The 12,865-nt window shown below is 71.1% G+C and carries 8 protein-coding genes; 7 read left to right on the top strand and 1 reads right to left on the bottom strand.

Annotated elements, in window-relative coordinates:
• Positions 1–8: 8 nt before the first annotated feature.
• The 5 genes from ADL05_RS17465 (at position 9) to ADL05_RS17485 (ending at position 8,750) form a co-directional block, all read left to right on the top strand.
• Positions 9–1,019: an ABC transporter permease gene (locus ADL05_RS17465; RefSeq protein WP_053618031.1), complete on the top strand. Its 1,011-nt coding sequence runs from the start codon at positions 9–11 to the stop codon at positions 1,017–1,019.
• Positions 1,012–1,932, top strand: a complete 921-nt coding sequence (locus tag ADL05_RS17470; protein ID WP_053618032.1) for an ABC transporter permease — start codon at positions 1,012–1,014, stop codon at positions 1,930–1,932. Before ADL05_RS17465 ends, ADL05_RS17470 begins: the two co-directional genes overlap by 8 nt.
• The gene (locus ADL05_RS17475) at positions 1,929–4,100 is read left to right on the top strand and encodes an ABC transporter ATP-binding protein (protein ID WP_053618033.1); all 2,172 of its coding nucleotides are present in this window, start codon (positions 1,929–1,931) and stop codon (positions 4,098–4,100) included. The genes ADL05_RS17470 and ADL05_RS17475 overlap by 4 nt, the downstream gene beginning before the upstream one ends.
• A gap of 416 nt (positions 4,101–4,516) precedes the next feature.
• A complete protein-coding gene (gene dacB, locus ADL05_RS17480) occupies positions 4,517–6,175 on the top strand; it encodes a D-alanyl-D-alanine carboxypeptidase/D-alanyl-D-alanine-endopeptidase (RefSeq protein ID WP_082376496.1) in 1,659 nt (552 codons plus the stop codon).
• A 619-nt stretch (positions 6,176–6,794) separates the two neighbouring features.
• A complete protein-coding gene (locus ADL05_RS17485) occupies positions 6,795–8,750 on the top strand; it encodes an AarF/ABC1/UbiB kinase family protein (protein WP_053618120.1) in 1,956 nt (651 codons plus the stop codon).
• A 16-nt stretch (positions 8,751–8,766) separates the two neighbouring features.
• Here the strand turns inward: ADL05_RS17485 and ADL05_RS17490 are convergent, their stop codons facing one another.
• Positions 8,767–9,318 (bottom strand): TIGR03086 family metal-binding protein, encoded by a 552-nt coding sequence (locus ADL05_RS17490; RefSeq protein ID WP_053618034.1) that lies wholly within the window; start codon positions 9,316–9,318, stop codon positions 8,767–8,769.
• A 266-nt stretch (positions 9,319–9,584) separates the two neighbouring features.
• Between ADL05_RS17490 and ADL05_RS17495 the strand changes: the two genes are divergently transcribed.
• The gene (locus ADL05_RS17495) at positions 9,585–10,403 is read left to right on the top strand and encodes a helix-turn-helix transcriptional regulator (RefSeq protein ID WP_231640790.1); all 819 of its coding nucleotides are present in this window, start codon (positions 9,585–9,587) and stop codon (positions 10,401–10,403) included.
• Between the two features lie 735 nt (positions 10,404–11,138).
• On the top strand, positions 11,139–12,437 hold the full coding sequence (locus tag ADL05_RS17500) for an Ig-like domain-containing protein (RefSeq protein ID WP_156365887.1): 1,299 nt from the start codon (positions 11,139–11,141) through the stop codon (positions 12,435–12,437).
• Positions 12,438–12,865 lie beyond the last annotated feature (428 nt).

A 12,865-nucleotide genomic window follows, 5' to 3' on the forward strand; every position in this document is an offset into this window, starting at 1 on the left:
ATCACACCATGCTCGTTTACACGGTGCGGCGCGTCCTGGGCGCGATACCCGTCCTGCTCCTCGCCTCCGTTCTCACCTTCGTCCTCATCGACGTATCGGGGGACCCGCTCTCCGACCTGCGGATGCAGCAACCGCCCCCCGACCCCTCGGTCATCGAACTCCAGGAGGAACGCCTCTACCTCGACCGGTCGATGCCCGAGCGCTACTGGCTCTGGATGACCGGAATCGGAGGCAACGGCGACATCGGCCTGCTCCAGGGCGAGTTCGGCCCCTCCACGCAGAGCGCCACCTACGACATCGGCGAGAACATCGCCGACCGCCTGGGCGTCACGCTGCGGCTCGTGACGGCGGCCATGGTCTTCGCCCTCGGGCTGGCGGTCCTGTCCGGCGTGATCAGCGCCATGCGCCAGTACTCCAAGCTCGACTACACCCTGACCTTCGTGGGCTTCCTGGCCCTGGCCATGCCGACCTTCTGGTTCGCCGGGATCATGCAGCAGGCCGGGGTGGGCTTCAACGAACTCGTCGGAGCCCAGATCTTCGCGACCATCGGCGACGGGACCTACCAGGCCCAGGGACTCGACGCCTGGGGGCGGTTCACCAACGCGCTCGCCTACATGACGCTGCCCACGATCGTGCTCATGCTGACCAGCTTCGCCGCGTGGAGCCGCTACCAGAGGACCTCGATGCTGGAGGTGCTCAACAGCGACTACGTGCGCCTGGCCCGCGCCAAGGGGCTGCCCAACCGCGTCGTCATCCGGCGGCACGCCCTGCGCACGGCCCTCATCCCCCTGACGACCGTGGTCGCGGTGGGCATGGCCGGGATCATCGACGGCACGGTGCTCACCGAACGCGTCTTCCAGTGGCGCGGACTCGGAGAGTTCTTCATCGCCGCGGTGGAGGCCAACGACTCGTTCGCGCTCATGGCGTGGCTGATGCTCAGTGGCACCGCAGTCATCGTCGCCAACCTCATCGCCGACCTGTTGTACGGCGTGCTCGACCCGAGGATCCGCTTTGAGTGAGAACAAGGCGCCCATCGCCCATCCCCGCACCGACGCCGAGAGTGTCGGCGGTGCCGAGCGCACGCAGCTGCAGATGATCACCCGCCGGTTCCTGCGGCACCGGCCGGCGATGATCAGCCTCGTCCTGCTCGCCGTCATCACGCTCGTCGCCTTCCTCGGGCCCTACGTGTGGACCTGGGACCACCTGGTCCACCGGGAGATCCCGCCGAGCGTCCCGCCCCACGCGGACCACCCCTTCGGTACGACGACGGCCGGACACGACGTGCTGGGCCAGCTCATGCGCGGTACCCAGCAGACGTTGAAGGTCGCGTTCACGGTCTCCGTCCTCGGCACGGTGATCGGCTCCCTGTGGGGCGCCACCGCCGGCTACTACGGCGGCCGGGTCGACGCCCTCATGATGCGCGTGGTGGACGTGTTCATGATCGTGCCGCTGCTGGTCATGGTCGCGGCCATCGCGGGCAGCGTCCGCGGCGGCACCACCTGGTACGCGGTCGCGCTGATCATCGCGATGTTCTCGTGGGCGCAGATCGCCCGCGTGGTGCGCGGCGTCGTCCTGTCCCTGCGCGAACAGGAGTTCGTGGAGGCCGCCCGCGCGGCGGGGGCCTCACCCGGCTGGATCATCGTCCGCCACCTGCTGCCCAACGCCGCCGGTCCGATCATCGTCGCCGCCACGCTGCTGGTCGCCGTGGCGATCCTGCTGGAGGCGGGCATGTCCTTCCTCAACTTCGGCATCCAGCTCCCCGACATCTCGCTGGGGCAGATGATCGGCGAGGCGCGGACCGCCGCCTCCACGCGCCCCTGGCTCTTCTATCCGCCGGGCGTCCTGCTGGTGATCATCTGTCTGACGATCAACTTCATCGGCGACGGACTCCGTGACGCCCTGGACCCGCGACAGACGATGGGGCGGCGATGAGCACGACCGACCACACGAGCGACGAGAAAGACGAGAGAGCGGTCACCGTGGCACACGACGACGTGGTGCTGGAGGTCCGGGACCTCAGTGTCACCTTCCCCTCCGAGGACGGGCCGCTGCACGCCGTGCGCGACGTCTCCTACGTCGTGCGCAGGGGTGAGGCCCTGGGCATCGTCGGGGAGTCGGGTTCCGGCAAGTCCGTGACCTCCATGGCGATCATGGGGCTGCTGCCCCCGAACGCGAAGGTGTCGGGCTCGGCCAGCGTGCTGGGGGAGGAGATCGTCGGTCTCACCGACGCCCAGATCAGCAAGGTGCGCGGCAACCGGATCGCGATGATCTTCCAGGACCCGCTCACCTCGCTCAACCCCGTGTACACGGTGGGCTACCAGATCGCCGAAGCCGTGCTCGCCCACCGCAAGGTGACCAAGCAGGCCGCGATGGACCGGGCCCTGGAACTGCTGGAGATCGTCGGGATCCCCAGTCCGCAGCAGCGCCTGAAGCAGTACCCGCACGAGCTGTCGGGCGGCATGCGCCAGCGGGTGGTCATCGCCATCGCGATGGCCAACGAACCGGACGTCATCATCGCCGACGAGCCGACGACCGCGCTCGACGTCACCGTGCAGGCGCAGGTCCTGGAGGCGCTGGACCGGGCACGTCAGGAGACCGGGGCGGCCCTGGTCCTGATCACCCACGACCTGGGCGTCGTGGCCGGGCAGGTCGAACGCGTCGGTGTGATGTACGGCGGCCGCATGGTGGAGATGGGGCCGGTGGAGGAGGTGTTCTACCGGCCGCGGATGCCCTACGCCCTGGGCCTGCTCGGCTCGCTGCCCCGGATGGACGAGGACCGCAGCGATCGGCTCACGCCCATCATGGGCACCCCGCCCGCCCTGCTGGCGATGCCGAAGGGCTGTGCCTTCTCCCCGCGCTGCCCCATGGCCAAGGAGATCTGCCATCAGGAGGAGCCCCTGCTGCTGGCCACCGACGAGCACGGGGGGCGCGTCCCGGTACCGGTGGGCGACACCACCGCGCACACCGCGGCGTGCCACTTCAGCGACGAGCTGGGGGAGTCCGCTCCGGACGACCTGTTCCGGACCTCCGGGCCGCAGGAGACGGAAGGGGACGAGCCGCCGGCGGCCGCTCCCAAGGAACGGGGCGGGGGCGAGGCGATCGTCTCCGTCACCAACCTGGTGAAGAACTTCCCGATCCACTCCAAGGGGCTGCTCAGGCGGCGGATCGGCGAGGTGCAGGCCGTCTCGGGGATCTCCCTGGACCTGCGTGAGCGCGAGACCCTGGCCCTGGTGGGCGAGTCCGGCTGCGGCAAGTCCACGACGGCGCGGCTGATCCTGCAGCTGATCAAGCAGAGCTCCGGCGAGGTCCACTACATGGGCAAGCCGCTGCACACGCTGTCCGCGCGCCAGATGCGACCGCTCCGCCGCGATCTCCAACTCGTCTTCCAGGACCCGTTCGCCTCGCTGGACCCGAGGATGACGGTGGCCGACATCATCGCCGAGCCGATGCGCATCCACGGTCAGCGGGGGACGGACGCGCGCAAGCGCGTGAAGGACCTGCTGTCACTGGTGGGACTGAACGCCGAGCACAGCTCGCGCTATCCGCACGAGTTCTCGGGTGGGCAGCGGCAGCGGATCGGTGTCGCGCGCGCCCTGGCGCTCAACCCCAAGGTGCTGATCCTGGACGAGCCGGTCTCGGCTCTGGACGTGTCGATCCAGGCGGGTGTGATCAACCTGCTGGAGGACCTCCAGGAGGAGCTGGGGCTGTCGTACCTGTTCGTCTCGCACGACCTGTCGGTGGTCCGGCACATCGCCGACCGGGTGGCCGTGATGTACCTCGGCAAGATCGTGGAGACGGGGACGACGGAGCAGATGTTCCGGTCGCCCGCGCACCCGTACACGCAGGCGCTGATCTCGGCGATTCCCTTCCCGGACCCGGTGAAGGAGCGCACGAGGGAGCGGATCATCGTGACCGGCGACGTGCCGAGCCCGTCCGATCCGCCGTCGGGATGCCGGTTCCGGACCCGCTGCCCGAAGTTCGCGGGGCAGTTGAGCGAGGCCGAGCGCGTGCGGTGTGTGGAGGAGCCGCCAGAGCTGATGGACCGGGGGACCGGCCACCCCGACGCCTGCCACTACTCGCAGGTGGTCGAGCTGATCTGACCCGGGCGGCCCGTGCGGGCCGGTCGGTCCCTACGGCCGGGTCGGCTTGTGCGCCGTGCGGCTGGGCTGGTCCATGCGGGCCGGTCTGCCGAGTGGACGTGCATGCCGTGCGGCCGGATCGGCTCGTGCGGACCGTCGGATGCGGTGAGGGACGATGAGCGCGCCGGGGGAGCGGGTCGGGAGACCCGCTCCCCCGGCGCCGTCGTGTGCGGGGCCGGGGGAGCGGCGAGGGCGGAGGGCCGGGCCGGGGCAGCGGCGGCGAATCGGCGGCCGGTGCCCTCACCAGCGGTTCGATCGGCCGCGTTTCGATGTGATCCAGATCACGGGGCGCCGGGTGAACGTGGGAAAGGCCCTCCTCCGATGGGATTCGTGTAGGTTCTTGCCGCGAGTCCGTGCCTGATCCCTTGAGGAGATCAATGTCTGCCACTCCCCGACCCACCCCCGCAGCCCGGAGGAGACGTGGTGAGAGGAGGCGAGGCTGGGCATGGCTCTCCGCCGCGGCACTCGTCACCGCTCCGATCCTGCCCGTCTCGACGCTGGCGGCCGGGCCCGTTCTCGCCGACACCGTCGAGAACGACGACACCGCCCGGCTGGACGAGCTCCGCGCGGACATCGACGCGCTGCTGGAGGACCCCTCGCTCGAAGGGGCCGTCTCCGGTGTGGTGGTCGCCGACCCCGACACGGGCGAACGGCTGTACTCGCGCGACGCGGACACCCAGCTGCTGCCCGCCTCGAACCTGAAGCTGTTCACCACCGTTGCGGCTCTGGAGGTGCTGGGGACCGACCACACCTTCGGCACCGAGGTGGCGGTGGAGGAGGGTCCGAACCGCAAGGGCTCGGTGACCGACCTCTACCTCGTCGGCAACGGCGACCCCATGCTCACCGAGGCCGACCTGGACGCCCTGGCCGCCGACGTCGCGGAGTCGGGCGTCACCACGGTGACCGGCGACCTGTACGCCGACGACACCTGGTTCGACGACCAGCGCCAGGTGGACGACTGGGACCCCACCGACGAGCCGTACGCGTACGCGGCGCAGATCTCCGCGCTGACGCTGGCGCACGGGGAGCGCTACGACACCGGGGTGACCGAGGTCGAGGTGACGGCGGGCGCCGAGGGCGAGCCGGTCGAGGTCGACCTGGGCCTGGCCGACGGGTACATGGAGCTGGACAACCAGGCCGTGACCGGTGCCGCCGACAGCACCAACACGCTGTCGATCACCCGGCCCCTGGACACCAACACGATCTCCGTCACCGGTTCGCTGCCCGAGGGCTCCCAGCCGATGACGCGGGTCCGTACGGTGGACGAGCCCGCCGCGTTCACGGCGCACGTCTTCGAGGAGGCGCTGGAGCGGCACGGGGTCGAGGTCGAGGGAGACGTCGACATGGGCGCTCTGCCCGAGGGCGAGGGACCGGTCGTCCTGGGCGACCACGAGTCCCCGACGCTGGAGGAGACCCTGGTCCCGCTGCTGAAGTTCAGCAACAACATGCACACGGAGATGCTGGTCAAGGGCATCGGCCGGGAGGTCGCTGGCAAGGGCTCGTGGGAGGCCGGGCTGGCCGGGACCGAGGAGGCGCTGACCGAGCTGGGCGTGGACATGGGCGACATGCGCATGCACGACGGCTCCGGCCTGTCGCGCGGCAACCTCGCCACCGCGTCGAGCGTGGTCGACCTCTACACGCAGGTGCGGGACGAGCCCTGGTTCGAGGCGTGGCACGACTCCCTGCCGGTGGCGGGTGACTCCGACCCGTTCGTCGGGGGCACGTTGGCCGGGCGCATGGGCGGCACGGCGGCCGAGGGTGTGGTGAGCGCGAAGACCGGGACGCTGTCGGGCGTGAGCGCGCTGTCCGGGTACGTGCACGGTGTCGACGGTGACGACCTGGTGTTCAGCGTCATCAACAACGGACACGCGGGTGCGGCGCCGTGGGGCGTGCAGGACGCGGTGGCGACGCGGCTGGCCGAGTACGCGGGCCACGCGGGGCCGGTGCGCCCGCTCGCGCGCGGCGGGGCCGACGTCTCCAGCACGGCTCCGGCCGTCAGCGGTGACCTGGAGTGCACGTGGGTGGAAGCCTGCTGATGCTGGTTCGCTGACCTGCTGACCTGCTGACCTGCTGACCGGTCGGCCGGTCGGCCGGGTGGGCCGAAGGGCCGCGCGAGGACGTCCTCGCGCGGCCCTTTCCTGTCCACAGGCTGTGGACATGACGGCGGGGCGGGACACGGGGGGTGCGGTCGTCGTGGTGGTCCGGACGTGCGAGGCCGTCGTGCGCCCGGTCCGGCTCGTCCGTGGACCTGCGGGGGTGTGGGGCCTGCGATCACTCCTGCGGTCCGAGGCCGCCAGTCGTTCGGGTGTGCCGGGTGGGGCGGGGCCAGGGCTGCTTCCACCTGGCCTTTCCGTGGACCGGCGGCGGGGTGTCGCCTCCCTTGTCCACAGGCCTGTGGACGGCTTCGGCGCGAACGCCGCGAACGTGGCAGTCTTGGATCACGGCTACGCCCGACCCCCCTGCGGTCACCTCTGAGCCGACCCCGTGCCCAGGTTCGACCAGTGCCCGCGTGGGCGCGACCTAGCCCTGAAAGGCTCCGTGAGCATGCTCACCCTCCTCCCACCCTCCTTCGCGCAGGCGCCGACGGCCCTCGTCGGTGCGACGGGATCGGCCGTGGGCGCCCTGACGGCGCAGCTCGTCTCGTTCGCCGTCTTCATGGTCTTCCTCGTCGGACTGGGCCTGCTGGCCAGCCGGATGATGGGCGTGCCGTTCAACCTGCCCCGGCTCGCCGTCGCCGGGCTGGTGGGCATGGGCGCCGGTGGAGCCGTCGGGATCCTGCTCGCCTTCGACAGCTTCCAGGCGGCCGCCACCTCCACCTCACCCGACCACACCGACCCGGTGGTCCTCGTCCTGCTGTTCGGCTCGATGGCGGCCGCGGCCCTGCTCGTGTTCGTCGCCTTCGAGCTCGCCGTGCCCCAGGGCACGCGGCTGCGGCCGGTGACGGCCGCGCGCGCCGTGCTCAACCTGTTCGGGCGGATGGGGCGATACCGGCGGATCGTGTGGATCCTCGCCCGGCACGGCCTGTGGGGCTACGTCACCGGGCGCCGCGACGGCGGTGAGGACGCCTCCACCCAGCGTCGGCTCGCCCGGTCGCTGTCCCGGTCCATGGAGGAGGCGGGGGTGGTCTTCGTCAAGCTCGGCCAGGTCCTGGCCACCCGGCGCGACCTGCTGTCCCCGGTGTTCGTCGAGGAGCTGGGCCGACTGCACAGCGAGGCCAGCCCCGTGCCCTTCGAGCAGGTGCGCGACACCCTCGAACGCGAGCTGGGCCAGCCGGTGGAGGAGGTCTTCGCGGACTTCACCGCCGAGCCGCTGGCCGCCGCCTCCATCGCCCAAGCCCACCTGGCCACCCTGAAGGACGGCGGCGAGGTGGTCGTCAAGGTCCAGCGGCCGGGGATCTCCTCGGTGGTACGGCGCGACCTCGACATCATCCGGCGGCTGGCGCGCAAGTTCGAGCAGACCACCGACTGGGGACCGGCCATCGGTGTGGTGGACCTCGCCGAGGGGTTCGCGGAGGCGCTGCTGGAGGAACTGGACTTCGAGGTGGAGGCGGCCAACATCGCCGCGGTCGCCGAGGCCACCGCGGACTCCGCCGTCCGCATCCCCCAGGTGCACGAGGCGTACACCACGCGCCGGGTGCTGGTCATGGAACGGCTGCACGGCACGCCGCTCGGCAGCGCGGACCTGAGCGGCGTCGACGGTGCGGCCGTCGCCCGTACCCTGCTCGACTGCCTGCTGGAGCAGGTGATGATGAGCGGCATCTTCCACGCCGACCCCCACCCGGGCAACATCATGCTGCTGGAGGACGGCGTGGGCCTGCTCGACTACGGGTCGGTGGGCCGCCTGGACGGGCAGATCCGCGAGTCCCTGCGGATGATGCTGCTGGCCATCGACCGCACCGACGCGCTCCTGCTCACGGACACCCTGCTGGACGTGGTGGACGACGCCACCGAGGTGGACGAGGAGCGGCTGCGCCGCGCGCTGGGGCAGTTCATGGCGCGGTACATGCACGGGTCCGCCGCGGCCAGTATGCGGATGTTCACCGAGCTGATGCTCATCGTCACCCGGTTCGGGCTGTCGCTTCCGGCTGAACTGGCCGCGGTCTTCCGTGCCCTGGCCACCCTGGAGGGCACGCTGGTCCACCTCTCCCCGGGGTTCGACACCGTCAGCGAGGCCCGCCGGTTCGCCGAGCAGCGCATGGCCGGACAACTGGACGCCGACCACCTGCGTGACGCCGCCCTGGCCGAGTTCGCGGCCATGCTGCCCGCCCTGCGCCGGATGCCGCGCAAGCTGGACCGGATCTCCGACCAGTTGCACAAGGGCCGGTTCACCGTTCGGATCCGTACGTTCGCGCATCCCGACGACCGCAGACTCGTGCACGGTGTGGTGCAGCGCGCCGTTCTCACCGTCCTGGCGGTGGCCACCGGCCTGATGTCCGTGGGCCTGTTCAACGTCCTCGGCGGTCCGGACGCGGAGTGGTTCTCGCTCTCGGCACCGGCTCGGGTCCTCACCCTGGCGGCCTGGCTGCTGTTGGCGTCCTCGGGGCTGATGATCCTGCGGTTGCTGGTCGGTGTGGCCAAGGAGGGCAGACGCAGACGCACCCGCCGTCCCTGAACCCGACCGGTGCGCGCTACCAGGAGCGGCGGCCGAGGAAGGCGAGGAACCGGGTCTGCTCGTCGGCTCCGTCCGGAGGAGTGAGCTCGGGGCCGCACACGCCCTCTCCGCGCAGGTACGGGCCGAACACCGCGGTCGCCTCCAGCGCCCAGGCGATGTCGGCGGGATCGATCCGCTCGTCCTGGCCGGTGGCGCGTGCCAGGTCCCAGCGGTGGATGATCAGGTCGAAGTTGAGGAAGCGGTCGGCGGCCTGGGCGAACGACGTCCGGCCGAAGAAGCCGTCGAACTCGGTCCCGGCGCGCTCGGGGTCGCCCAGGTCGGCCTGGACCACACCACGGGCCGCGTCCCAGGCGGCCACGGGGTCGTCGGCGACCGAGGGGACGTCGCCGAGGTCGCGGCCGACCAACTGGAGGAACATGCCCTGTGTGTCCACGACGTGGGCGACCACGTCGCGTGCCGTCCATCCCTCACAGGGGGAGTCGGCCGACCAGCGGTCCTCGGGGACGGCCGCCACGACGGCGGCGAGGTCGTCGGACAGACGGGCGTAGCGGGTGGCGGTGTCGCTCATCGCGCTCTCCTGGTCGTGTTCACCGGATAGGGAGGTCCAGAGTCACCGATCCCGCCACGTGCCGTCTTGAACAAACGCGACACGGGAACGTCTGTTCGCAACGCGTGCTCCGGCCTGCTCAGGGGCGGCAGGCCGCAGTCCGGTCGGCGCGTGCTCTGAACGCACCCGCGGGCACGGTCAGGTCCGTGGTCCACGAGCGCCGCCGGCGCGCCGTCGGGCTCTTCCGCAGCAGGGGGCGTTCGCGGCACCCGGCCTAGGATGGGGCTGTGCAACCCCTTCCGGTGGACAAGGACGCGCGGGGCATCATCGACCCCGGGGCGGGGCTGACCCGGTTCCGGCTGGACCGATCCGCGCCCTCGGAAGCCGTCGCCCGGTTCGTGGACCGCTACTGGGTGGCCTCCTGGGACCTGCCCGAGGGGGAGTCGTTCACCCAGCGGGTGCTGGCCCACCCCGTCGTGAACGTCGTGTTCGTCGGCGGTGAGGCCGCCGTGCACGGACCGACCACGCACGTCACCTCACGGCGCCTGTGGGGTTCCGGGTGGGCGCTCGGGGTCATGTTCCGGCCCGCCGGTTTCCGGCCCTTCCTCGGCCGTCCGATGAACGGGATCGTGGACGCCGCGCTGCCTCTGGGCGAGGTGTTCGACGGTGCGGAGTTCCCGCGGGAGGATCCGACGCGGCTGATCGCCGACGTGGACCGGTTCCTGGCCGCACGCGTGCCCGCCGACCGCCATCCGGCCGAGGACACCACGGCCGTCGTGGAACGCGTCGCGGCCGACCCGACCGTCGTCGGCGTGGCGCCGCTGGCCCGGCGCGAGGGCCTGGGGGTGCGCCTGCTCCAGCGCCGCTTCGCCGACCACGTCGGGCTGGGGCCCAAGACGGTGATCCGCCGCTACCGGCTCTACGAGGCGGCCGAACGCGCCCGCCGGGGCGGCGCGACGGACTGGAGCGCCGTGGCGGCCGAACTCGGATTCAGCGACCAGTCGCACCTCACCCGGGAGTTCACCTCGATCATCGGGGTTCCGCCAGCCGCCTACGCGGCGCGCAGCGGTGCCGGGGCGTCGGACCGGCCGACCCCCGGGGCCTGACTCCCAAGCCTGGGGTCCGCAGGCCGGAGCCGCCGGTCCCGGGCACGAGGACCCGTGAGCGCTCAGGTCGAAGCCGCCAGCCCTGGGAACGGGGACCGGCGAGTCCTCGGTTCGAAGCCCCGGGGTCCTGGCTCCGAGACCTTCGCGTTCTGGCACCGAAGCGGCAGGAACAGGGGTTTCGGACGAACGAAACGTTCTCCGTCCGGCCCGTGGTTGAGCGTAGAATGGTCGGACGTACCCCACGACCCCGAGGATCCAAGGGGACGCACCGGGCCCAAGCCCTCGGAGCAGCGCGAAGCCATCGTCGCGACCATCGCGCGGCGGCGCGGCTCCGGCGGATGAAGCCACAGCACGGCCCCTCCTCGACGCTTGGTCCCGACCGCCCGCGGTCGTCCCCTCCTCGCATCGTGTCCCCATCCGCGCCGTCCTGCGGTCGGGTCGGGAGAGGTGCGCGACAGAGACGGGCCGCCTCGCCCCAGGTGAGGCCGGCCACACGGACCGAGCGGAGTACGAACACGCACATTCCCGGACCCAGGGGTCGGAACGCCCGCCCCCGGGTTGTATCGTCGGCGGTTCGGCTCCCCCACCATGAGCCGGCGGCGCCCGGGATAACCGCTTGATACCGATGCGCGGAAAGTTCAGAACCATTTCCGGTTTCGAGCGTCCTAACTGCTGTGGACGCATGGCGTCGGAATACGGCTCAACGGAAAACACGGAGGTCCAGACGTGAGGGGCATGACCCACCCGACGACGGTGCGCCGGTTCGGCGTCGCGCTGGCCGCGCTCGCGCTCGCCACCACCGCCTGCACTTCGTCCGGGGGCGAAGCGGAGACGCAGGGCAACACCGCCGCGCCCGAGGACACCGAACCCGCCGAGCTGGTCATCACCCCGGATGACGGAACCGAGCAGCTCGAACCGAACTCCCCCATCCAGGTCACCGCGGAGCACGGCGTCATCACCGACGTCCAGGTCGACCAGGTGGTCCCCTCCGAGGCCGGGACCGAGGCCGGCGAGGCCGCCGAGGACCCCCTCGACATGACCGGTCGCCTCAGCGAGGACGAGACCGAGTGGACGAGCGACTGGGCCCTGACCCCGGGTGCCGAGGTCGTGGTCACCGCCACCGCCGCCAACGCGGCCGGCGAGGAGACCGAGCTGGTCCACGAGTTCACCACGCTGCCCGCCACGCCCGGCATGATGCTCGAACTGGCCTCGAACTACCCCACCTCCGGTGACACGGTCGGCGTCGGCATGCCCGTGGTCATCAACTTCGACCTCCCGGTGACCAACAAGGAGCAGGTCGAGAACTCCATGGAGGTCACGGCCGAGCAGGAGGTCGACGGAGCCTGGAACTGGCTCTCCGACCAGATGGCCGTGTTCCGCACCGAGGAGTACTGGGAGCCGTACCAGAACGTCACCGTCGACCTCCACCTCGCCGGTGTCGAGGCCTCCGAGGGCGTCTACGGCGCGCGCAACTACCAGATCGACTTCGAGGTCGGCCGTGAGCTGATCGCGACCCAGCACGTGCCCGACCACGAGATGGAGATCACCATCGACGGGGAGCACGAGCGGACCCTGGAGGTGAGCAACGGCATGGGCACCACCCGCGCCTACACCACCACCTCCGGCACCCACGTGTTCATGGAGCGCTACGAGCACCTGACGATGGACTCGGCGACGCTCGGCGTCCCCGCCGACTCCCCGAATGGCTACCGGGTGGACGTGCAGTACGCCATCCGCACCTCCAACAGCGGCGAGTTCGTCCACGAGGCCGACTACAACCCCAACATCGGCTCCGCCAACACCTCCCACGGCTGCACCAACATGCGGTCGGAGGACGCCCGGTGGATGTTCGAGAACATCCTGATGGGCGACATCCTCGACACCACCGGCACCGACCGGCAGATCGAGTGGAACAACGGCTGGGGCTACTGGGAGAAGTCGTGGGACGAGTGGCTGGAGGGCAGCGTCACCGGTGAGCCGCAGACCACCGATGGCTCCGGCACCCCCGGCTCCGTCTTCGGCGAGACCGAGTAGTGGGCGAGACCGAGTAGGTCGCCGACCACACGCGCGAGGGGCGCCGGGAACCGCGAGGTTCCCGGCGCCCCTGTCGTTCCCCGACCGGCCGCCGCTCCACGCAGGCCCTCTCCAGGTGTTGGACGGCGACGGGCCGGGATGGACGTGTGCCCGGATCCCCAGGCTCCCTGGAGCCCCAGAGCCTCTGGAGCCCTGCGGTCTGGAGCTTCCGGGGCCTGTGGGGCCTCTGGAGTGGGCCTGGGCCGGGAGCGTGGGCGGACCCCTGACCGTACGGGCGGTCCTGAGTCGACGGCCCGTCGTCCCACCGTCCCGGCCGGGCCCCGACCACCGGCTCGGCCCGAGGCCGTAGGGACCCCGGCCGCCGGGCCGGTCCACGGGCGTGAGAGCGTCCACCGGCGCGATCCACGGCGGTGACGCGTGGTCCACGG

This window comes from Nocardiopsis sp. NRRL B-16309 (assembly GCF_001279585.1).
Lineage (GTDB): Bacteria > Actinomycetota > Actinomycetes > Streptosporangiales > Streptosporangiaceae > Nocardiopsis.